The 22,319-nt window shown below is 64.4% G+C and carries 20 protein-coding genes and 2 tRNA genes; 14 read left to right on the forward strand and 8 right to left on the reverse strand.

Features of this window, described 5'->3' with window-relative positions; translation table 11 throughout:
• Positions 1-33 precede the first annotated feature (33 nt).
• Both AC1DHL_RS08770 and AC1DHL_RS08775 read left to right on the forward strand, forming a co-directional pair.
• Positions 34-3,627, forward strand: a complete 3,594-nt coding sequence (locus tag AC1DHL_RS08770) for an indolepyruvate ferredoxin oxidoreductase family protein (protein ID WP_478161747.1) — start codon at positions 34-36, stop codon at positions 3,625-3,627.
• Between the two features lie 624 nt (positions 3,628-4,251).
• Positions 4,252-4,719: a nuclear transport factor 2 family protein gene (locus AC1DHL_RS08775; RefSeq protein WP_478104049.1), complete on the forward strand. Its 468-nt coding sequence runs from the start codon at positions 4,252-4,254 to the stop codon at positions 4,717-4,719.
• Positions 4,720-4,723: 4 nt separating this feature from the next.
• Here the strand turns inward: AC1DHL_RS08775 and AC1DHL_RS08780 are convergent.
• Positions 4,724-4,800, reverse strand: a tRNA-Arg gene (locus tag AC1DHL_RS08780).
• 48 nt (positions 4,801-4,848) lie between these two features.
• Positions 4,849-5,637, reverse strand: a complete 789-nt coding sequence (locus tag AC1DHL_RS08785) for an SDR family NAD(P)-dependent oxidoreductase (RefSeq protein ID WP_478104050.1) — start codon at positions 5,635-5,637, stop codon at positions 4,849-4,851.
• 152 nt (positions 5,638-5,789) lie between these two features.
• On the opposite strand from AC1DHL_RS08785, the gene AC1DHL_RS08790 reads away from it, so the two are divergent.
• The 3 genes from AC1DHL_RS08790 to AC1DHL_RS08800 all read left to right on the forward strand — a co-directional run bounded on the left by AC1DHL_RS08790 (position 5,790) and on the right by AC1DHL_RS08800 (position 7,231).
• Positions 5,790-6,041 carry a hypothetical protein gene (locus AC1DHL_RS08790; protein WP_478104052.1) on the forward strand — a complete coding sequence of 84 codons (252 nt, stop codon included), beginning with the start codon at positions 5,790-5,792 and terminating at the stop codon, positions 6,039-6,041.
• A gap of 21 nt (positions 6,042-6,062) precedes the next feature.
• Positions 6,063-6,956, forward strand: a complete 894-nt coding sequence (locus AC1DHL_RS08795) for a DUF72 domain-containing protein (RefSeq protein ID WP_478161748.1) — start codon at positions 6,063-6,065, stop codon at positions 6,954-6,956.
• A 92-nt stretch (positions 6,957-7,048) separates the two neighbouring features.
• A complete protein-coding gene (locus AC1DHL_RS08800; protein WP_478104054.1) occupies positions 7,049-7,231 on the forward strand; it encodes a DUF3606 domain-containing protein in 183 nt (60 codons plus the stop codon).
• A gap of 78 nt (positions 7,232-7,309) precedes the next feature.
• Here the strand turns inward: AC1DHL_RS08800 and AC1DHL_RS08805 are convergent, their stop codons facing one another.
• The 5 genes from AC1DHL_RS08805 to AC1DHL_RS08825 all read right to left on the reverse strand — a co-directional run bounded on the left by AC1DHL_RS08805 (position 7,310) and on the right by AC1DHL_RS08825 (position 11,598).
• Positions 7,310-8,227, reverse strand: coding sequence for an LAPAL motif-containing putative phage structural protein (locus tag AC1DHL_RS08805; protein WP_478104056.1), 918 nt, complete (start codon positions 8,225-8,227; stop codon positions 7,310-7,312).
• 479 nt (positions 8,228-8,706) lie between these two features.
• Positions 8,707-8,783, reverse strand: a tRNA-Pro gene (locus tag AC1DHL_RS08810).
• A gap of 50 nt (positions 8,784-8,833) precedes the next feature.
• Entirely contained in the window at positions 8,834-9,538 is a 705-nt protein-coding gene (locus AC1DHL_RS08815) for a glutathione binding-like protein (RefSeq protein ID WP_478161749.1), read from the reverse strand.
• A 73-nt stretch (positions 9,539-9,611) separates the two neighbouring features.
• Positions 9,612-9,875: a UBP-type zinc finger domain-containing protein gene (locus AC1DHL_RS08820; RefSeq protein WP_478104058.1), complete on the reverse strand. Its 264-nt coding sequence runs from the start codon at positions 9,873-9,875 to the stop codon at positions 9,612-9,614.
• Positions 9,876-9,918: 43 nt separating this feature from the next.
• Positions 9,919-11,598, reverse strand: coding sequence for an FAD-dependent oxidoreductase (locus AC1DHL_RS08825; protein ID WP_478161750.1), 1,680 nt, complete (start codon positions 11,596-11,598; stop codon positions 9,919-9,921).
• 134 nt (positions 11,599-11,732) lie between these two features.
• On the opposite strand from AC1DHL_RS08825, the gene AC1DHL_RS08830 reads away from it, so the two are divergent.
• The 3 genes from AC1DHL_RS08830 (at position 11,733) to AC1DHL_RS08840 (ending at position 15,317) form a co-directional block, all read left to right on the forward strand.
• Positions 11,733-12,599: a GNAT family N-acetyltransferase gene (locus AC1DHL_RS08830; protein WP_478161751.1), complete on the forward strand. Its 867-nt coding sequence runs from the start codon at positions 11,733-11,735 to the stop codon at positions 12,597-12,599.
• 114 nt (positions 12,600-12,713) lie between these two features.
• Positions 12,714-14,852, forward strand: coding sequence for a polyphosphate kinase 1 (ppk1, locus tag AC1DHL_RS08835; RefSeq protein ID WP_478104062.1), 2,139 nt, complete (start codon positions 12,714-12,716; stop codon positions 14,850-14,852).
• Positions 14,853-14,855: 3 nt separating this feature from the next.
• Positions 14,856-15,317, forward strand: coding sequence for a SixA phosphatase family protein (locus AC1DHL_RS08840; RefSeq protein WP_478104064.1), 462 nt, complete (start codon positions 14,856-14,858; stop codon positions 15,315-15,317).
• Positions 15,318-15,324: 7 nt separating this feature from the next.
• Here the strand turns inward: AC1DHL_RS08840 and AC1DHL_RS08845 are convergent, their stop codons facing one another.
• Positions 15,325-16,842 carry a Ppx/GppA phosphatase family protein gene (locus tag AC1DHL_RS08845; RefSeq protein WP_478161752.1) on the reverse strand — a complete coding sequence of 506 codons (1,518 nt, stop codon included), beginning with the start codon at positions 16,840-16,842 and terminating at the stop codon, positions 15,325-15,327.
• Between the two features lie 248 nt (positions 16,843-17,090).
• Between AC1DHL_RS08845 and pstS the strand changes: the two genes are divergently transcribed.
• From pstS to phoB, 6 genes are read left to right on the forward strand one after another with little or no spacing between them, the layout of a single operon-like run.
• Complete coding sequence (gene pstS, locus AC1DHL_RS08850; RefSeq protein WP_478161753.1) at positions 17,091-18,128, forward strand: phosphate ABC transporter substrate-binding protein PstS; 1,038 nt, start codon at positions 17,091-17,093, stop codon at positions 18,126-18,128.
• Positions 18,129-18,149: 21 nt separating this feature from the next.
• Positions 18,150-19,220, forward strand: coding sequence for a phosphate ABC transporter permease subunit PstC (gene pstC / locus AC1DHL_RS08855; protein ID WP_478161754.1), 1,071 nt, complete (start codon positions 18,150-18,152; stop codon positions 19,218-19,220).
• Entirely contained in the window at positions 19,217-20,101 is an 885-nt protein-coding gene (gene pstA, locus AC1DHL_RS08860; RefSeq protein ID WP_478104070.1) for a phosphate ABC transporter permease PstA, read from the forward strand. Before pstC ends, pstA begins: the two co-directional genes overlap by 4 nt.
• A gap of 5 nt (positions 20,102-20,106) precedes the next feature.
• A complete protein-coding gene (pstB, locus tag AC1DHL_RS08865; protein ID WP_478104071.1) occupies positions 20,107-20,886 on the forward strand; it encodes a phosphate ABC transporter ATP-binding protein PstB in 780 nt (259 codons plus the stop codon).
• 9 nt (positions 20,887-20,895) lie between these two features.
• Positions 20,896-21,597 carry a phosphate signaling complex protein PhoU gene (phoU, locus tag AC1DHL_RS08870; RefSeq protein WP_478104072.1) on the forward strand — a complete coding sequence of 234 codons (702 nt, stop codon included), beginning with the start codon at positions 20,896-20,898 and terminating at the stop codon, positions 21,595-21,597.
• 29 nt (positions 21,598-21,626) lie between these two features.
• Positions 21,627-22,319 carry a phosphate regulon transcriptional regulator PhoB gene (gene phoB / locus AC1DHL_RS08875; RefSeq protein ID WP_478104074.1) on the forward strand — a complete coding sequence of 231 codons (693 nt, stop codon included), beginning with the start codon at positions 21,627-21,629 and terminating at the stop codon, positions 22,317-22,319.

The raw sequence follows: 22,319 nt of genomic DNA on the forward strand, positions 1-22,319 counted from the left end.
ATATTCCTCCTGCAAGCGAAGAACAATCCCCGGATGAATTCATTCGCGACCCCTTCTCCCGTCCAGCGCCCCACGTACCAGCTTTCCGACAGCCTTTGGGCGCGATCCGGCGCCGTTTTCCTGACCGGAACGCAAGCCCTGGTGCGCGTGCTTCTGATGCAGCGCCAGCGCGATGCGGACCGTGGGTTGGGCACCCAGGGCTTCGTCAGCGGCTACCGCGGCTCGCCGCTCGGGATGGTCGACCAGGCGATCTGGAAGGCCGGTGCGGGCTTCAAGGATGCGGGCATCCGCTTCGTGCCTGCGATCAACGAGGAGCTTGCGGCGACGCAGGTGCTGGGCACGCAACGCGTGGAGTCGGACCCCGAACGCAGCGTCGAGGGCGTGTTCGCGATGTGGTACGGCAAGGGCCCGGGCGTGGACCGCGCCGGCGATGCGCTCAAGCATGGCAATGCCTATGGCTCGTCGCCGCACGGCGGTGTGCTCGTGGTGGCGGGCGACGATCACGGCTGCGTCTCTTCGTCGATGCCGCATCAAAGCGACCATGCTTTCGTCGCCTGGAGCATGCCGGTCATGCAACCGGCTTGCGTGGCCGAGTACCTGGAATTCGGCCTGTACGGCTACGAACTCTCGCGCTTCTCGGGCGCGTGGGTCGGCATGGCGGCGCTGTCCGAAGTGGTCGAGAGCGCGGGCACGGTGGACCTCGACCTGATCGAATCGCACGTCGCCGCCTGGGCCGATGCCGACACGGTGCGCGCCGCCACCGGTCATCGCGCGCCCATCGACGGGTTGCACTACCGCTGGCCCGACCTGCCTTCGCTGCGCATCGAATCGCGCCTGGCCGACAAGCTGGAGGCCGTGGCTGCCTTCGCGCGCGTCAACAGCATCGACCGCCACGTGATCGAGAGCCCGCATGCGAAGGTGGGCATCGTGACCTGCGGCAAGGCGCACTACGACCTGATGGAAGTGCTGCGCCGTCTCGAAGTGACGCCGGAGAGTCTCGCGCGCGTCGGGGTCAGGCTCTACAAGGTGGGGCTGAGCTTTCCGATCGAGCAGACGCGCGTCAAGGCCTTCGCGCAGGGCCTCGACGAGATCCTGATCGTCGAGGAGAAGGGCGCGATCGTCGAGAGCCAGTTGCGCGACCTTTTCTACAACGCGCCTCCTGGTACGCGACCCGCGTTGGTCGGCAAGCACGACCGCGAAGGCCGGCCGCTGGTATCGGCGCTCGGCGAGTTGCGGCCATCGCGGCTGATCGAACTGGTAGCCCACTGGCTGTCGGTGCACTTTCCCGACAACGCCGACCTTGGCGACCACTTCCAGCACGTCCGCGATTTCACGCCGCCGGAACTGCTGAGCAATGACGGCGATTCGGTCAAGCGCCTGCCGTACTTCTGCGCCGGCTGCCCGCACAACACCAGCACCAAGGTGCCCGAGGGCTCGACCGCGCGCGCCGGCATCGGCTGCCACTTCATGGCCAACTGGATGGACCGCAGCACCGCAGGGCTGATCCAGATGGGCGGCGAGGGCGTCGACTGGGTCTCGCACTCGATGTTCACGCGCACCCCGCACGTCTTCCAGAACCTCGGCGACGGCACGTACTACCACTCGGGCTATCTCGCGATCCGCCAGGCGGTCGCGGCCAAGGCGACGCTGACCTACAAGATCCTGTTCAACGACGCTGTCGCGATGACCGGCGGACAGCCGGTCGACGGCATCATCAGCGTCGACGCCATCGCGCGACAGGTCGAATCGGAAGGCGTGAAGCAGGTGGTCGTCGTCAGTGACGCGATCGAGAAGTACGCGCAGATCAAGGGCAAGTTCCCGGCCGGCACCGAGTTCCATGACCGAAGCGAACTCGATGCGGTACAGCGCCGCCTGCGCGAGATCCCCGGCGTGACGGTGCTGATCTACGAGCAGACCTGCGCGGCCGAGAAGCGCCGGCGCCGCAAGAAGGGCGAGTTGGTCGATCCGCCCAAGCGCCTCTTCATCAACGAGGCGGTGTGCGAAGGCTGCGGCGATTGCAGCGTGCAGAGCAACTGCGTGGCGGTGCTGCCGCATGAAACCGATCTGGGTCGCAAGCGCAAGATCGACCAGACGAGTTGCAACAAGGACTACTCCTGCGCGAAGGGCTTCTGCCCCAGCTTCGTCGGCGTCACCGGCGGCGCGCTGCGCAAGAAGAGCGGCGCGCTGGCCGCGGGCCGCGATGCCTTCCTGCAGCATGTGGCGGCATTGCCGCTGCCGGCGCCACGCACATGGGACGCGCCCTATGACCTGCTCGTCACCGGCGTCGGCGGCACCGGCGTGGTGACTGTCGGGGCGGTGATCGCGATGGCCGCGCACCTCGAAGGCAAGTCGGCGAGCGTGCTGGACTTCATGGGCTTCGCGCAGAAGGGTGGGGCGGTGCTGAGCTTCGTGCGCCTGGCCGATACGCCGGAGCGACTGAACCAGGTGCGCATCGACACCCAGCAGGCCGATGCGATCCTGGCGTGCGACATCGTCGTGGGCGCTTCGCCCGATGCGCTGCAGACCGTGCGGCACGGACGCACCCGCATCCTCGCGAACACGCACGAGATCCCCGTGGCCGAGTCGCTGCGCAATCCGGACGCCGATCTCAAGGCCGAACTGCTGCTGGAGAAGATGCGCTTCGTCGCGGGCAGGAGCCAGGTCGAGACCTTCGATGCGCAGACGCTGGCGGAGGAATTCCTCGGCGACACGCTGGCGTCGAACATCCTCGCCACCGGCTATGCGTGGCAGCGCGGGCTGGTCCCGCTGAGCCTGGAGGCGGTGACGCGCGCGATCGAACTCAACGGCGTCGCAGTCGCTGCGAACCTCATGGCCTTCTCGCTCGGCCGGCTCGCTGCGGGCGCGCCGCAGGCCGTCGAGGGCTTGCGCAACGCCACGGCAAGCAGCGTGCAGGACGAATCGCTGGAAGCCCTGATCGCTCGCGGGCGCAAGCACCTTGCCGGCTACCAGAACGCAGCCTGGGCGCAGCGCTTCGAGGCGCGCGTACGCGTCTTGCAGCAGCGCGAAGCGGCACTCGGCGGCGGCGATCCGAGCTTTCCGGTCACGCGCAACGCGACGCTCAGCCTGCTCAAGCTCATGAGCTACAAGGACGAGTACGAGGTCGCGCGCCTCTACAGCGACGGCAGCTTCCGCGAGAGGCTCGCGGATCAGTTCGAAGGCGACATCAAGCTTGAATTCCACATGGCTCCGCCTTTCCTGTCGCGGCCGAAGAACGGACAGCCGCCCGTCAAGATCCGACTCGGCGCCTGGATGATGCCGGCCATGAAGTGGCTCGCCCATGGCAAGCGCTTGCGCGGCACGGCCTTCGACGTGTTCGGCCACACGGCGGAACGTCGGCTGGAGCGCTCGCTGATCGGGCAGTTCGATGCACGGCTGGACGAGTTGATGGCCGAACTGTCGCCCGACAACCAGAAGCTCGCGGCGCAGATCGCTGCAGTGCCGCTGACGATTCGCGGCTACGGCCATGTGAAGCTGGCCAATCTCGCACTGGCGCGTGGCCGCGAAGCGGAGTTGATGCATCGCTTCTCGCCCGGTCGCTACCCGAGGCCGGCGACGGAAGCGAAGGCCGGGCAGATTCGCGGGATCTCGGTTGTCGCGACGCACTGAGGACGGCGCCTCGGAAGTAGGATGGCTCCCGACCACCCGTTCTGAGGAGTCCCTTCAATGACCGACCGCCTCCGCTCGATCGCCGCAACCGTGGAAAGGATCACGGGGGCGTTTCTGCTGTGCCTCTTGGCCGGGTGCTCAACCACCGACACCCGTCCTCCTCGTCAATTCGGACCCTGCCAGACGGACCCGGGTTCGTTCGCGTGCCAAGTGGACCGATATTCGCGGGCCGGGATGTGACGCCTGCATCAAGAGGGCCTGCTTTATGGCCTCGGGTCGAGCGCAGAGAAGATGGCGATGGCCAGCAGGATGACGATTGCCGTGATGGCGATGATCTTGAGCTTGCTCACGGTGGCGTCTCCTCCTTTTTGGGATTCTTCGCCTTGTCCTTGTAGTCCATGACGGCCGCTGTGACATGCGGATTCTCCCTCTCCTCAAATTTGATGAGGGCTCCGTTTGGCGTCGACAGAGCGCAGCCCAGCGGAATTTCCGGGCGCATACAACGGCCAGCCCAGAGTGCGCGACAGTCTTCCACGCGCGCGAGAATTCTGTCGTGAGCCCGAGGCGGAGGACGCGTCTGCAGTAGTCTTCGAGAGCGCAGTGTTTTCATCGAAAGGAACTGCCATGGAAGAACGTCCCCCGCTCCCGCCGTTCACCCTCGAATCCGCCACGCAGAAAGTTCGGCTGGCGGAGGACGGATGGAACACGCGTGACCCCTCTCGCGTCGCCCTTGCTTACAGCCTGGACACCCGCTGGCGCAACCGCGCCGAGATCTTCCAGGGGCGCGCAGCGGCGCAGGCCATGCTGGAACGCAAGTGGGCGCGCGAACTCGAGTACCGCCTCATCAAGGAACTGTGGGCCTTTGGCGGAAACCGAATCGCCGTCCGATTCGCATACGAATGGCACGACGACTCGATGAACTGGTTTCGAAGCTACGGCAACGAGAACTGGGAGTTCAACGCGGACGGCCTGATGGCGTGGCGACATGCCAGCATCAACGACCTGCCCATCAAGGGGTCCGAACGGAAATTCCACTGGCCGCTCGGCCGACGCCCGGATGAACACCCTGGCTTGAGCGATCTGGGGCTTTGATGAATGGCCTGCCCGGAGGGGATCGAACCCCCGACAACCTGCTTAGAAGGCAGGTGCTCTATCCAACTGAGCTACGGGCAGCGAGTGTGCTGCGGGGATTTTACGGTGCTGTTCGGGTCCCGCTGAATCTCACACCACCATCGGCACGGCGGCCCCGTCCATCGACAGGATCGCGCCCGAGATATAGCTCGCGCTCGGCGATGCGAGAAAAACCACCGCGTTGGCAATGTCCTCCGGCTTGGCCAGCCGGCCGAGCGGCATGCGCGCCTCGGCGTCGCGAAGCACTTCGGCTTCGGTCAGCTTGCGCAGGCGCGCATCGGCTGCAATGCCTTCGGCCATGCGATCAGTCAGCGTCAGCGCGGGATTGACTGCGTTCACGCGAACGCCGCGCGGCCCGTAGGCGGCGGCGAGGCCGGCGGTGGCCAGCATCAGCGCGGCATTGGCAGCGCCGCCCGCAAGATGGGTGGGCGTGGCCACCTTGCCGCCCATGCCGATGACGTTGACGATCGCGCCGGAGCCGCGCTCGCCCATTCGCTTGATGACGGGGTCCATCACGTTCACATAGGTGAAGAACTTCGCCTGCATCGCGTCGTGCCAGGTCTGCGGCTGAAGTTCGTCGAAAGGTGTCCGGCGTGCGGCACCGGCGGAGTTCACCAGGATGTCGATCGGGCCCGATTCGGCCTGCACCGCGTCGATCATGTTCAAGGCCGCACGCGCGTCGCCGAGGTCCGCGCAATAGCCGCCGACCGCGTGCCCCGCCGAACGCATCTGCGCGGCTGCGGCGTCGAGGTGCGCCGGCGTTCGTCCTGCAAGACTGACGCGCGCACCTTCCTGCAGGAAGGCTCGCGCACACGCCAGGCCGATGCCGCGGCTGCCGCCGGTGATGAGCACATGCTTGCCGGTCAATTGAAGATCCATGTCGCCTCCGATGGTCAAGAAGGCGGAATTGTGAATGCGTCAGCGACGGCGTGCGCGAGGGCGGGAGTTTGGCCGATACTCCTTTCCGTTCCGTGGGCTAGTCTGGAAGCGGGTCTCCGGCTGCCGCGAGCGTTGATGTTTTGGAGTTTCGAATGAAGTTTGCCTTGGTTCTTGCCGCCGTCTTGTTGGCCGGATGCTCTCAATTCGGAAAGGTGTCGGGCACCGCGATGAACGATCCGCAGGTGGGCAGCTACTGCGAAGCACCCGTTGCCGGCGCCTGCCTCGGGTGCAACATTTCGTGCCCTGCCAATGCGCGGGCGAGCTGCAGGGCCGGCGCCACGACCGCCAGCGCCGGCAATGCGCTCGGCGCGTGCACGCGCGGTGCGGTCTGCGAGTGCCGCTAGCAGCGTACATGGGCCCTGATCATGGCGATCCTTGTCGGCACCGCTTCATGGACTGACAAGACGCTGATCGATTGCGGGCGCTTCTACCCGAAGGAAGCAAAGACGCCCGAGGCGCGGCTGCGCTTCTATTCGTCCATCTTTCCGCTCGTCGAGGTGGACAGCAGCTACTACGGCATCCCGGCGCCCACCACCGTGTTCAATTGGGCCGAGCGCACGCCGGAGAACTTCGTTTTCAACGTCAAGGCGTTCCGACTCTTCACGGGTCACCAGACAGATCCGAAGGTGCTGCACAAGGACATCAAGGAGGCACTCGGTTCGACCAAGACGCTGCACTACCGCAGCACGCCGCCGGAGATACGCACCGAGCTATGGAGACGGTTCATCGACGCGATCCTGCCGCTCAAGCACGCCGGCAAGCTCGGCCTGGTTCACTTCCAGTTCCCGCCCTGGCTGATGTGCAACCAGGAGGGGTTTGCGCACGTCGAGCATTGCGTCGAACAGATGGCGGGGCACACGGTCAGCGTCGAGTTCCGCCACGCGTCGTGGTTCGATGAGTCGCATCGCGTCGGCACCATCGACTTCCTGCGGGAACTGCGCGCCGTGCACACCGTGGTCGACGGACCTCAGGGCTTCGCGAACAGCGTTCCCTTGCTGGCCGAGACCACGAACCCGGACTACGCATTGGTGCGGCTGCACGGCCGCAACGTCGACACCTACAACGCCAAGGGCGCAAGCTCGGCGGCGGAGCGCTTCGACTACGACTACCCGGACCAGGAATTGCGCGAAATCATGGTGGAGGTCATCCGGCTGGCCTACAAGGTGCGCAACACGCACCTGATCTTCAACAATTGCGATGAAGACAAAGGCCAGCGCAATGGCATCACGTTCATGAAGATGCTGCTGGCGCATGGGTGAAGGCGCTTCGCCTCGGCGGACGTTGTGCGAGCTTGCCAATCGGTTCGCGCGGGCCTATAAGAATCAGCGGCGAACCGCAGCCAGGAGGCCACATGTCGGACGATCTGAGCAATTTCAAACCGCTGGACCCGGGTCGCATCAATACCCACGATCCGGTCGAACTCAAGTATTGGTGTGAACAGCTCCACTGCACTGAGTCAGAGCTCCAAGGCGCCTTGTCCAAGGTCGGAGATCACGTCACCGTGGTGCGTGAGCATCTGGGATCGCATGGGTGACTGAGGATGTCTGGGGCCGACCAGGACAAACCGGCCTCTGTAAACGAAAAGAAGACGACGGCTGAGTCGCTCATGCGCCTATAGACGCGCCTGGAGTGGCGCCTTGTGCTCGCGCACTTTTGCTATGAAGTACTCAGCTTTCAGGCCGTTGTCGCTGATGGTCTGAATGCGGCGAAGGTCCACGATCAACACGTCGCCCTTGCCGAACCGCTGCTCTCCTGATTCGATTTTCGCTAGAAAGTCGACATCGATGATTTCCGCGAAGAACGAGGTGCTTCCATCATTGAATCGCCACTTGTTGCCGTCCTTGAATACGGCCGACTCGATCTGAAGAACGGCGTGTTCCGAGAGGCTATCGGAAACGACATCGGTGTTGCTCGCAGCAATCTCGAAGTACGGAACTTCGACGTTAGTGATGACGGTCTCTGTTTGACCATCGCGGCCGCACGCAAAGAGGTCAACCCCTTCGCGCTCCAGCGGCTTCAAAACCTTTGCGAGCGATTGTCGGACGATTCTGCTTTGGTACAACCTGCCGGCGACAAGGTCGACTTCGAATGATTCCTTCACTTCGAATCCGACCACCTCGAAGATCGTTTTGTCACCATCAAACCGGATGGACGAAGGTTTGCGACCCCGAAGCCATTTGATCAGGCCGATCAGGCCACCTCCGCCCGCCGTGACAAGGCCGAGGCCTCCCAGGATTGCCAATAGATTCGCGGCCGCAGTCGCCGCTGGCCCGGACAGCATCGACACAAGTTGCTGGGCGATTGTCTGAACCGCGATCAGGTCTACCCCAAAGGATCCGCCCTTGAAATTGCCCTGGACATTGACACGTACCTCCGAGGCATCCGGAAAGGCCGCCTTGTTTGCCTCTTCCAGCAGATTCGAGAAAGCGATCAGAGCCGGCGCCAACTCGCGGACGTCCATCTGGTAGTTCTGCAGGGCCGGGCCGTCATACTTGATCGAGAAGTGCACTGATGCGGTCATATCGGTCATGAAGGTATCACCTTTTGTGGCGTGCAGACGTCTGCGCGGACGCTGCGACAAGAGAAGAGCCGGCTCAGGGCGGGCGCTTGGCTCCGACTGGCGCGGAGTAGATATCAGGTGGTCCGATATGGAAATGAGACGTGTCGGAAAGTCTCTGAAGCAACATGCGACCGAAGGCGCGCCCTATCGGCCGTCAGCGGGGTTTGGTCTCACGCTGGGTTCGAGCGATCGCCGCAACCACGGCGGGCTCCATGACAGGCGTTTGCAAATCTCGTTGATCCTCGGCGGTCACGAGCGCGGCCAGCATGGTGGCTGCTGTGGGACAACTGCGAACTTGCCCAGGGGTGCGCATGCAAACCAGGAGGGGGCGCATCAGGGCAGATCGGATTCGCTCGTTGCCCTTAAGAATCTCTCATCTGTTTGAAACAGTGCCTCGAAACGAGAAATGCCGGCAATGGGCTAACCCATTGCCGGCATTCACATTTCAATGGTCGGGGCGAAAGGATTCGAACCTTCGACCCTCTGGTCCCAAACCAGATGCGCTACCAGGCTGCGCTACACCCCGACGAGCCTGCGATTCTAACCCGGCGGAAGGCGCTCTTTGGTTTTTTGCGTTCAGCGACGTTGATATTGCGATTTGCCAAACAGGATTTCCCGTTCCTTGTCGCCCGTGATGGGTGTGCGCAGATCGGCGAGAACCTTGACGCCGCGCTGCACCGCGGGGCGGGCCGCGATGCCGTCGAACCATTGCTTGAGATGCGGATAGTCGGTGAGCACGATGCCCTGGTTCTCCCAGCTCCGAAGCCACGGAAAGATCGCGATGTCGGCAATCGAATAGGTGTCGCCCGCGATGAACTTGTTCGACGAGAGCTGCTTGTCGATGACGCCGTAGATGCGCTTGGCTTCGTTCGAATAGCGGTCGATCGCATAGGCGATCTTCTCGGGGGCGTAGTTGCGAAAGTGATGCGCCTGGCCGAGCATCGGACCGACGCTGCCCATCTGGAACATCAACCACTGGAGCACCGCATAGCGGCTACGGTCGTCAGTGGGAAGGAACTTGCCGGTCTTGCCCGCGAGGTAGACCAGGATCGCGCCGGATTCGAACAGCGAGATCGGCTTGCCGTCCGGCCCTTCAGGGTCGGTGATGGCGGGGATCTTGTTGTTGGGGCTGATCTTCAGGAAGGCCGGTTCGAACTGGTCGCCCTTGCCGATGTTGACCGGGTGTGCGCGATAGGGGAGGCCGCATTCCTCCAGCATGATGTGAACCTTGTGGCCGTTGGGCGTGGCCCAGGAATAGGCGTCGATGGGTGCTTGGGGCATGTCTCTGGATTCCGTGTGTGGTGACAAGGCCGGCCAGCATAGCCCTCGGCGGCACTTCGTGCAGGGCAGGGCTCTATCCGACCTGCTCGTCGTGCGCGTAGCACCACATCCAGTCTTCGCCGCGCTCGAGCGACGCCACGACCGGGTGTCCGGTTGCCCTGTAGTGCCGGGTTGCGTGCCGGTTCTTGGACGAGTCGCAGCAGCCTACATGGCCGCAATGCACGCACAGGCGCAGGTGGACCCACTCGTCGCCCATCGCGAGGCATTCCTCGCATCCCGCCGATTTGGGCGGAACGATGACGTTGGGAACGTGGGAGCAGGGGTAGATGCTCGACATCGGCGTTTCCTCGCGGTTCAGAGCTTCGAGTATTGGATGTGCGTCAGGCCACGGCCGCCGACGACGCCAGGTGTTGATGGATGAGTGCAACGACCGCCGCGCCTTCGCCGATGGCGCCGCCCACGCGCTTGACGGAGCCCGAACGCACATCGCCGATCGCGAAGACGCCCGGCACGCTGGATTCGAGCGGGGCCGCCACCTTCGCCGGAAAGCCGCCGCGCGCCGCAGAGCCGGTCAGCACGAAGCCGTGCTTGTCGAGCGCGACGCCGCAGCCTTCGAGCCAGTCCGTCTCCGGCACCGCGCCGATGAAAAGAAAGATGTTCCGCGCCGGGCAATCCTGCTGCTGGCCGCTGCGGCGGTCGCGCCACGTCGCACCGTTCAGGCCGGTCGATGGTTCACCGTGCAATTGCATCAGTTCTGTATGCGGACGCAGCGCGATGTTGGGCGTGGCCTCGATGCGGTCGATCAGGTAGCGCGACATGGTGGCCGCCAGCGAGGGGCCGCGCACCAGCACATTGACCTTGGCAGCGTGCTGCGAAAGAAAAACGGCGGCCTGGCCCGCCGAGTTGCCGCCGCCGACCAGGGCGACCTCTTGTTGACTGCAGAGCTTGGCCTCCAGCGCCGAGGCCCAGTACCAGATGCCTCGTCCCTCGAACTCGGACAGGCGCGGCACATCAGGACGGCGATAGCGCGCGCCGCTGGCGATCACCAGCGTCTTCGATCGGAGCTTTCGGCCGTCGACGAGTTGGACTGAGATTTCGCCATGTGACTCCGCGCGGGTGCAATCGAGGGAAGCAACCTCGGCCGGGATCAGCATCTCGACGCCGAATTTCTGCGCCTGCACGTAGGCGCGGCCGGCGAGGGCGCCGCCGGAGATGCCGGTCGGGAATCCGAGGTAATTCTCGATGCGCGCACTGGCGCCCGCCTGTCCGCCAAAGAAGCGACAGTCGACGACGATGACGCGCAAACCTTCCGATGCGGCGTAGACCGCGGTTGCCAGCCCTGCGGGCCCGGCACCGACCACCAGCACATCGAACAGATCCTCATGCTCGATGGTGTCGACCATGCCGAGGCAGCGAGCCAATGCGTTCTCCGTTGGATTGGCCATGACGGAGCCGTTGGGGCAGACAACCAGCAGGTCGACCTCGCCATATTGTTCGAGCAGCGCGGCCGCGTCGGCGTCTTGCGTGGCGTCGACCACATGGTAGGGATGGCCGTTGCGGCCGAGGAAGTTCTGGATCCGCAACACTTCGGCGGATTGCGGTGGTCCGATCAATACCGGGCCACTCGCGCCCGATTCGATCAGCGCGACGCGCCGCAGGATCATGGCCCGGACCAGCCGTTCGCCAAGGTCGGCCTCCGCAATGATCAGGGCGCGCAACTGGTCGGGCGGCACCAGCAGTGTCTCGACGTCGACTTCGGCATGTCCGTCGACCAGCGCCGGGCGGCCCGAAAGCTGCGCGACTTCGGCAAGAAACTGGCCCGGCCCCTGTCGTTCGATCGGCACGATACGGCCGAGACCGTCGCGCTGGCTGATCGCCACCACGCCGTCGAGCACGACGAACATGCCCGGGCCGGGCTCCCCGGCCTTGAACAGGCAGGTGCCGGCCGCATACCGCCTGACGCTGCCAAAGCGCCTGATGCGCCCGATCTCCTGGGCAGTCAGCACAGGAAACATCTGATGGCGTCGGGTTTCGACCTCGACCCTGGTTTCGTTGGCCATGAAATCTCCGTTGGGCGAATCTTCGGCATTAAACGATGAAGCGGCGGGATTCGCGCAAGTCATGCAATTGCCACCGGAATGACACGCTTGTTTCACCGCATGTCCCGAGACTTCGTCGGCAGAAAGGGACCCGCATGAAAGAACTGCCCACACCGACATTTCCGTTCTCTCAACTAGGCTTGCGTGCGGCCCTCTGGCCGACGCCCGGCGCGGCTCAGCGTCCTGCAGCAATCCCCGTGCCGAGTGCAGCGCCGAAGGCGAGCGAACCCTCGGCGGGCGGCATCAGCGTCAGTTGGGCCCGTCATCAGGATGACGTTCGCGCGGCACAGCGCCTGCGCCATGAGGTTTTTGCCGGCGAGATGGGCGCGCGCCTCGCGACGCCGCTGGAAGGTCACGATATCGATCTTTTTGACGACTTTTGCGAGCATCTTCTCGTGCGCGACGATGCCACGCGCCGGGTGATCGGCACTTATCGTGTGCTCACGCCCGCCCAGGCGCGGCGCGTCGGCAGCACTTACAGCGACACTGAATTCGACCTGACCCGCCTGCGCGATCTGCGCGAGCGCATGGTCGAACTCGGCCGCAGTTGCGTCCACGCGGATCATCGGCAGGGCGGCGTGATCCTGGCGCTCTGGGGTGCGCTGGCTGCTTTCATGAACCGCAACAAACTGGACACCATGATCGGCTGCGCCAGTATTCCGATGTGGCATAACGGCGTGACCAGCGGCGACGCGGCCGCCAGCATCTGGCGCCAGCTTTCGGCGACCCACATGGCGCCCATTCAGTATCACGTCCAGCCGCGCCTGCCGCTGCCGGTGCACCGGCTGGACGACGCCCTGGACATCGAGCCTCCAGCGCTCATCAAAGGCTACCTTCGGCTGGGCGCCAAGGTCCTGGGGCCGCCGGCCTGGGATCCTGACTTCAATACGGCCGATTTGCCGATGCTGATGCGCATCGACGACCTGCCGCCGCGCTATCGCAAGCACTTCCTGGGCAATTAAGACGGGCAAACGAGGCCGTCACGCCGTTGTCATGCAACTGTCACAAGCAGCGCGGAAACTGTCATGTTTTGGCTTATGGTTGATTCCGTGCCGGTTGTTCCAGAATTCCTCTCCATGCCGCCAGAAATCAGCGACAGCCTGACTGTTGCCGCCAAACCCGCGCTGACACTGCTCGACCGAGACCACAGCATCCTGGCGTTCAACGAGCGCGTGCTCGACTGGGCGTATCGACCCGAAGTGCCGCTGATCGAACGGCTTCGGTACTTGTGCATCGTCTCCTCCAACCTGGATGAGTTTTTCGAGGTCCGTGCCGCGCCGCACCTGGGCGCCAGCGTGGCGGGCGAGCACAAGGGCAACTACAGCGTCGAATCCTTCGAGCGCTTGGCCGAGGCGGCGCACGCGCTCGTAGGTCGGCAGTATTCGCTCTACAACGATGAGCTCATCCCGGCCTTCGCGAGCCTGGGCATGCAGATCATTTCGCATGGGGAGCGCAATCCGGCACAGCGCAAATGGGTGCATGACTACTTCGAGCGCGAGGTCCGGCCGCTGCTGATCCCCGTCGGGCTGGACCCGGCGCATCCGTTTCCGCAAGTTGCCAACAAGTCGCTCAACTTCATCGTGCGGCTCAGCGGCAAGGACGCCTTCGGCCGCGAGAACCCGATCGCCATCGTAAAGGTGCCGCGGGTGCTGCCGCGCGTGATCCGCATGCCGGCCAAGGTGTCGGGCGGCAAGACCTTGTTCATCGCGCTGTCGAGCATCGTGCGGGCGCATCTGTCGAGCATGTTCCCGGGGCGGGAAGTCGGCGAGTTTTCCCAGTTCCGGGTGACGCGCCATTCCGATCTCGCCGTGGACGAGGAAGACGTCAAGAACCTGCGTACCGCGTTGCGCCAGGGCTTGCAGCATCGTCACTACGGCCAGGCCGTGCGCCTGGAGGTGTCGTCGAGCTGCGCCGAGTCGCTCGCTAGCTTCTTGTTGGCGCAGTTCAACCTGCCGGCGCAGGCCCTGTACCGCGTGCACGGGCCGGTCAACCTGGCCCGGCTGACGCAGCTGATCGATCTGCTCGACGAGCCGCAACTGAAGTTTCCGCCCTATCAGGCGTCCTACCCGGTCACGCTGTCGCCGGGGCAGTCCTTCTTCGACAGGCTGCAGCGCGGCGATGCGCTCATCCACCAGCCCTTCGAGAGCTTCGAGGGCGTGCTGGCCTTCTTGCGCGAGGCGGTGCAGGACCCGCAGGTCCTGGCGATCAAGCAGACCATCTACCGCACCGGCACCGACTCCAAGCTGATGGACCTGCTGCGCGAAGCCGTGCGCCGCGGCAAGGAAGTGACCGTGATCGTGGAACTCAAGGCGCGTTTCGACGAAGAGGCCAACATCAACTGGGCGGAGATGCTCGAATCGATCGGCGCGCAGGTCGTGTACGGCGTCGTCGGCCTGAAGACGCACGCCAAGATGCTGCTGGTCACGCGCCGCGAAGGCAAGCAGATGCGCCGCTACGGGCATCTGTCGACCGGCAACTACAACCCGCGCACCGCGGCGCTCTACACCGACATCAGCCATCTGACGGCCGACCCGCTGCTGACGGCGGACATGGAAGCCGTCTTCGTCCACATGGCCAGCCAGAGCCGCCTGCCGAAGCTCCACCGCATGTGGGTGGCGCCGTTCGACATGCATCGCAACCTGATCGCACGCATCGACGCGCTGGGTGCGGCGTCGGCGGCCGGCGAACCCACGCGCATCGTCGCGAAGATGAACGCGCTGACCGACGAGGACCTGATCGCTGCGTTGGTCAGGGCGGGGCAGAAGGGCGTGAAGATCGATCTCATCGTTCGCGGCGCCTGCACGCTGCCGGCGCGGGTGCCGGGCCTGACCGACAACATCCGCGTGCGCTCGGTGATCGGCCGCTTCCTGGAGCATTCGCGCGTTTTCTATTTCCGGCAGTCGCACGACGAATCGCTCTATTTGTCGAGTGCCGACTGGATGAACCGCAACATGATGCGGCGCCTCGAGGTGGTCTGGCCGGTGACGGATCCGGTGCTGCGGCAGCGACTCATCGACGAATGCCTGGTGGCCTACCTGCACGATGGGCGCGATGCCTGGGACCTCGGTCCGGACGGCATCTACCGTCGCGTGGACAAGGACACCCACGGGGGCGAGGAGGGCGCGTCGCGCGCCATCGAAGCGCACGGTGCGCAAACGGCCTTGATGAACCGTTACGCGTCGCGCGGACTTCGGCGCGCCGCATCACGAGACTGATCCATGGACTTGATTTTCTGGCGCCACGCCGAGGCGGACGATTGGACAGAGGGCTGCGACGACATGCAGCGCTCCCTGACCCCGCGCGGTGAAAAGCAGGCGAAGCGGATGGCCGCCTGGCTCGACCGTCAGTTGCCGGAAGGCACACGCATTGTCTGCAGCCCCGCGCGCCGCTGCGAGCAGACCGCGCTCGCGCTCGGCCGCAAGTACAAATTGCGTGGCGAACTCGCGCCCGACACCACGCCCGACGCACTGCTCTCCGTGGCCGGATGGCCAAACGGCAAGTCCGTGGTGCTCATGATCGGCCACCAGCCTTCGCTCGGTCAGGCCATTTCGTTGCTGCTCGGACTGCAGCAGGACAGCTGTCCGGTGCGCAAGGGCGCCGTCTGGTGGATTCGCACCCGTGAGCGCGACGGCGACGTGCAGACCGTGGTCGTCACGGTGCAGGCGCCGGAACTGCTCTGAAGGCCCTTCAGACCTTGGCGAGTTCGACCCGCCAGTTGGTCTTCTGCCAGGCCAGAACCTCTTCGCGCAGCAGATGCGCGGATTGCGGGTAGAGGTCGGACCACTCCGAGCGACAGGTGATCGCGAAGAGCCTGCCGTCGGGCCGCGAGATTCGCAGTCCCGCCAGATCCGGATCCCGTCGCGCGTGACAGAGGATCACGGCCAGCCGAAGTGCCAGCAGCTGCGGGACGAAGGTCGCGTCGTCCAGCACCGATTCCAGCTTGCGCAGCTTGCCCCGGTGGCCGAGCACAAGTTGGCTGAGCCAATGCATCTCGTTGACGGCGAAGCCTGGCGCATCGGCGTTGTCGAGGATGTATGCGCCGTGCTTGTGATACTCGCTGTGGGAAATATGGGTGCCGATCTCGTGCAGTTGAGCCGCCCAACTCAGTTTGCGCAGCGAGCGGCCGGCGCGGCTGGTGGTGCTGCCGCCGCGCGCGCTCGGGTCGAGTTGCAGATACAGCGCCGCCGCCGTATCGCTGACCCGCTTGACCTGCGCCGCGTCGACGGCAAAACGGTTGGCAAGCCGGGCCACCGTGCTGGCGCGCAGGTCGGCCACCGTGTCATCGCGCTCCAGCAGCTCGTAAAGCACGCCGTGGCGCAGCGCGCCTTGGGCGACCCTCATTTCCTCGATCTCGAGGAGGTCGAACACGGCCCGCAGCACGCTCACGCCGCCGCCGATCACCGCCTTGCGATCCTCGCGCATGCCCTCGATGCGCAGGCGGTCTGCGCTGCCGGCCTTGAGCAGCCGGTCGACCAGCCAGTCCAGGCCCTCGCGGGTGATCAGGCCCGGCTCGACGCCGGCGAGCGCCAGCACGTCGCCCACCGCGCCGATCGTGCCGGATGCCCCATAGGCCACGTCCCAGCGATCGGGGACATAGGTGGAGAGCGCGTCGTCGAGCACGGCCTTGGCGGCGACTTCGGCAGCCTTGAAGGCCGAAGTCGTGAACAGACCCTGCGAAAAATGCTTCATCGACCACGCGACGCTGCCGACGCGGTACGACTCCATCACATCGGCTTCGAGCCCATGGCCGATGATCATTTCGGTGGAACGCCCGCCGATGTCGATCACCAGCCGGCGTTCGCGGTCCGTCGCATCGGTGTGGGGCAGCATGTGGGCGACCCCCTGGTAGATCAGGCGCGCTTCTTCGCGGCCCGTGATGACGTCGATGCCGAAGCCCAGAATGGTGCGCGCGCGCAACAGGAAATCGTCGCGGTTTCGGGCTTCGCGAAGGGTCTGGGTGGCGACCGCGCGGACTTCCGAGCGCTTGAACCCCGCCAGCCGCTCGCCGAAGCGGGCCAGCGCGTCCCAACCGCGTTGCATCGCCTCGGGCGTGAGGTTTCGGGAGGAATCGAGGCCGTTGCCCTGGCGAACGGTCTCCTTGATGTATTCGGCGCGGTGAATCTGGCCGTGATCGACGCGACCGATCTCGAGCCGATAGCTGTTCGAGCCCAGATCGACCGCTGCGAGGCGGGTTCCGTTTTGCATGTTGAGGTGGAAATGTCGGGGCCTGATCGTAGCGTGCAGATCGCGGGCGACTTGCGTCAACCGGTATCTGGTGGGTGCAGACAGGCTAGGCGCGGCCCATGACAGTTGTGTGACAGCGTCATGCGGCGCCGCGGGGCCCCGAGGGGCCTTTCCCTCTGTGAAGGCATGTCATATCACTGTCACACAAGCTTTCTAGAGTCCGTGCCAAGCCCCCTGAGGGGGTTCTTGTGCAGCTCAAAGGAAGCATCATGAAAACGACGTTCAAATTTGCAGCCGTCGGCCTCTTGGCCGCGGCTTTCTTCCATGTTTCCGCATTTGCGGACGAGGCCACCGGTGCCGGCGCCAGCTTCCCGGCGCCGCTGTATTCGAAGTGGGCTTCCGATTTCAACAAGGCCACCGGCGCCAAGATCAACTACCAATCCGTCGGTTCGGGCGCGGGCATCAAGCAGATCGATGCGAAGACGGTCGATTTCGGTGCATCCGACATGCCCCTGTCCGACGAGGAACTCAAGGCGAAGGGCCTGATGCAGTTTCCGACGGTCATCGGCGGCGTGGTCCCCGTGATCAACATCCAGGGCATCAAGCCCGGTGAACTGAAGCTCAGCGGCCAGGTTCTCGGCGACATCTATCTCGGCAAGATCACCAAGTGGAACGATCCGGCCATCAAGGCGCTCAACCCCAGCCTGGCACTGCCTGACGCCGCCATCGCCACGGTGCGCCGCGCCGACGGTTCGGGCACCACCTTCCTGTTCACGAACTATCTGAGCAAGGCCAATCCCGACTGGAAGGCCAAGGTCGGCGACGGCACGGCCGTCAACTGGCCCAACGGTGCGGGCGGCAAGGGCAACGAAGGTGTCGCGGCTTTCGTGAATCGCCTGCCCAACTCGATCGGCTATGTCGAGTACGCTTACGTCAAGCAGAACAAGATGAACTACGCGTTGATGCAGAACAAGGACGGCGCCTTCGTGTCGCCGGACGACTCGGCCTTCAAGGCTGCCGCTGCCGGCGCCGACTGGTCGAAGAGCTTCTACCAGGTGCTGACCGACCAGCCGGGCAAGGACTCTTGGCCCATCACCGGTGCGACTTTCATCCTGATGCACAAGACGCAGGAGAAGCCCGCGCAAGCCGCGACCACGCTCAAGTTCTTCGAGTGGGCCTACAAGACCGGCGACAAGACCGCCGCCGACCTCGACTACGTGCCGATGCCTGACAAGGTCAAGGGCGTGATCTCGACCGCCTGGGGCGACATCAAGGATGCGTCGGGCAAGCCCGTCGCTTTCAAGTAAGCAGGACATGACGGCGCGCGTATGAGCACTCCGCTTGATCGCGCGCCGCATTCGGAGCGACCCGTGTCATCCACTTTCCCCGCAAGCGCCACGCCGCTCGACCTTTCGGCCGAGCGCGCCCGCGTCACGGCGAGTCCGCCGCCGGCCAAGCGGCCGCGCAGCGGCGCAACCACCGATCGACTGTTCGGCCTTGCCGCCAAGGGCGCCGCGCTGTTGACGCTCGCGATGCTGATCGGCATTCTGCTTTCGCTGCTGGTCGGCGCCTGGCCCGCCATCTCGAAGTTCGGCCTCGGCTTCCTCACCAGCAGCGTGTGGGATCCGGTGCAGGACCAGTACGGCGGCCTGGTGATGATCTACGGGACGCTGGCGACCTCCGCCATCGCGTTGATCATCGCCGTGCCGGTGAGCTTCGGCATCGCGCTGTTCCTCACCGAGATGTCGCCGTCCTGGTTGAAGCGCCCGCTGGGCACGGCGATCGAGTTGCTGGCGGCGGTGCCTTCCATCGTCTACGGCATGTGGGGTCTGCTGGTCTTCGGGCCGATCCTTTCCACCTTCGTGCAGCAACCGCTGCAGAAACTCTTCGCGGGCGTTCCCTACCTGGGTGCCCTGGTGTCGGGGCCTCCGGTGGGCATCGGCATCCTGTCGGCGGGCATCATCCTCGCGATCATGATCATTCCGTTCATCGCTTCGGTGATGCGGGACGTGTTCGAGGTGACGCCGCCGCTGCTCAAGGAATCGGCCTACGGGCTCGGTTCGACCACCTGGGAAGTGGTGTCGAAAGTCGTGCTGCCTTACACCAAGGCCGGCGTCGTCGGCGGCATCATGCTCGGCCTCGGCCGGGCCCTGGGCGAGACCATGGCGGTCACTTTCGTCATCGGCAACACCAACCAGCTCAATTCGCTTTCGGTCTTCGAGGCGGCCAACAGCATCACCTCGGTGCTGGCCAACGAGTTTGCCGAGGCGGGGGCGGGCTTGCACCAGGCTTCGCTGATGTACCTCGGCCTTGTGCTGTTCTTCATCACCTTCGTCGTGCTGTCGCTGTCCAAGCTGCTTCTGATGCAGATGCGCAAGAGCGAAGGAACCAAGTCATGAGCACGGCTGAACGTCTGCTGAGCGCCAAGACGCTCCAGGAAACACGCGCGGCCAAGTTCGCCGTGCGCAAGCGCGTCAACTTCATTGCGCTGACCCTGTCATTGGCGGCGATGGCCTTCGGGGTCTTCTGGCTGATCTGGATCCTGTGGGAAACGCTGCGCCTCGGCATCGGCGGCCTGACGCTGAGCACCCTGACCGAAATGACGCCGCCGCCCAACGAGGACGGCGGCATCGCCAATGCGATCTTCGGCTCGCTCACCATGGTGCTGCTTGCCACCTTCATCGGCACGCCGATCGGGATCATGGCCGGCATCTACCTCGCCGAGTACAACCCCAAGGGATGGCTCTCCAGCATCGTGCGTTTCGTCAACGACATCCTGCTGTCGGCACCGTCGATCATCATCGGCCTGTTCGTCTATGCGATCGTGGTGGCGTACTTCAAGTCGTTCTCTGGCCTCGCCGGCTCGCTGGCGCTGGCGCTGATCGTGATTCCGGTCGTGATCCGCACGACCGAGAACATGCTGCAACTGGTGCCCCCAGGCCTGCGCGAAGCGGCTTACGCGCTCGGCACGCCGAAGTGGAAGGTCATCCTGAGCATTACCCTGCGCGCCGCCCGGGCCGGCGTCGTCACGGGCGTGCTGCTGGCGGTGGCCCGCATTGCCGGTGAAACTGCGCCGCTGCTCTTCACTGCGCTCAGCAACCAGTTCTGGACGGCGGACATGCGTCAACCGATGGCCAGCCTGCCAGTGACGATCTTCAAGTTCGCGATGAGCCCGTACGAAAACTGGCAGCATCTTGCCTGGGCCGGCGTGTTCCTGATCACCGTTGCCGTCCTGGCCCTCAACATCCTCGCGCGCGTTCTCACGCGAAACAAGCTCTGAACACCATGCCAACCACAATCGCTCAACCGACACGCGCGAAGATCTCGGTCAAGGATCTGAACTTCTACTACGGCAAGTTCCATGCGCTGAAGGGCATCAATCTCGAGATCCCCGAGAACAAGGTCACGGCCTTCATCGGCCCGTCGGGCTGCGGCAAGTCGACCTTGTTGCGCACCTTCAACCGCATGTTCGAGTTGTACCCGGAGCAGCGCGCCGAGGGCACCATTTCGCTGGACGGCGAAAACCTTCTGACGTCGAAGCAGGACGTGGCCCTGATCCGTGCCAAGGTCGGCATGGTGTTCCAGAAGCCGACGCCTTTCCCGATGTCGATCTACGACAACATCGCGTTCGGCGTGAAGCTGTTCGAGAACCTCAGTGCTTCCGAGATGGACGACCGCGTCGAGTGGGCGCTCAAGAAGGCCGCCCTGTGGACCGAGGTGCGCGACAAGCTTCAACAGAGCGGCTCGGGCCTCTCCGGTGGTCAGCAGCAGCGCCTGTGCATCGCGCGCGGTATCGCGATCAAGCCTGAAGTGCTTTTGCTCGACGAGCCGTGCTCGGCGCTGGACCCGATTTCCACGGCCAAGATTGAAGAGTTGATCGCCGAGCTGAAAAGCGAGTACACCGTGGTCATCGTGACCCACAACATGCAGCAGGCGGCGCGTTGCAGCGACTACACCGCCTACATGTACCTCGGCGACCTGATCGAATTCGGCGCGACCGAAGAACTGTTCTTCAAGCCGAAGCGCAAAGAGACCGAAGACTACATCACGGGCCGTTTCGGCTAAGGAGGCCGCATGACAGAAAAGCATCTTTCCAGTCAGTTCGACAGCGAACTCAACACGGTCTCCTCGCGGGTGATGGAGCTCGGCGGCATGGTCGAGGCCCAGATCAACCAGGCGGTGTACGCACTCCAGCAGTTCGACCCCGAGACGGCCGACCGCGTGATGGAGACCGAGCACCGCGTCAATGCGATGGAGATCGAGATCGACCGCGAGCTCTCGTCGATCATCGCCCGCCGCCAGCCGACCGCACGTGACCTGCGGCTGCTGATCGCCATCTCGAAGACCACCGCCAACCTGGAGCGTGTGGGCGACGAGGCCAACAAGATCGCGCGCATGGTCAAGTCGATCATCGAAAGCGGATCGGCGCGCGCGCTGCCTTCCACGGAACTGCGCATTGCCGCGGACCTGGCGTCGGGCCTGCTGCGCAAGGCGCTCGATGCCTTCGCCCGGCTGGACACCGCCGCCGCGCTGTCGATCCTGAAGGACGACGACCTGATCGACAAGGAATTCGACGGCTTCGTGCGCAAGCTGGTCACCTACATGATGGAAGACCCGCGCACCATCTCCGCGAGCCTCGACCTGCTGTTCCTGGCGAAGGCCATCGAGCGCATTGGCGATCACGCGAAGAACATCGCAGAGTTCATCATCTACATCGTCAAGGGAGCGGACGTGCGGCACACTTCGATGCAGGAAATCGAATCGGCGTTGCAGTGATCGCTCTCGAACGGAGAATTTGAGGATTCATGAAGAAACCCCGCATCCTGATCGTTGAAGACGAGTCTTCGATTGCCGAACTGATCGCCGTCAATTTGCGGCACAACGGCTTCGATCCGATCTGGGCCGAGGACGGCGCCGCGGCGCAGCGCGAGATCGATGCGTTCATGCCCGACCTGGTCCTGCTGGACTGGATGCTGCCGGGCCAGAGCGGCCTGCAGCTTGCCCGCCAGTGGCGCAGGGATTCGCGCACCAAGGCGATGCCGATTCTCATGCTGACCGCGCGTGGCGACGAGCCCGACAAGGTGGCGGGCCTCGATGCCGGCGCCGACGACTACATCACCAAGCCTTTTTCAACCCAGGAGATGCTGGCGCGCATCCGTGCGGTGCTGCGCCGCCGTGCGCCCGAGGTCGTGACCGAGCGTGTCGAAATCGGCGAACTCGCTCTCGACACGGCGACGCATCGCGTCACCTGGCAAGGCTCGCCTCTGAAAGTCGGGCCGACCGAATTCAAGCTGCTCGGCTTTCTCATGCAGCATGCCGAACGCGTGCACAGCCGCGCGCAATTGCTCGACAAGGTCTGGGGCGACCACGTCTACATCGAAGAGCGCACGGTCGACGTGCACGTCAAGCGCCTGCGCGAATCGCTCGGCCCGGCCGCGCCGATGGTCGAGACGGTGCGTGGCGCGGGTTACCGGCTCACGGCCCAGGCCACGGTGTGA

Source organism: Variovorax sp. 10L426, from assembly GCF_056395305.1.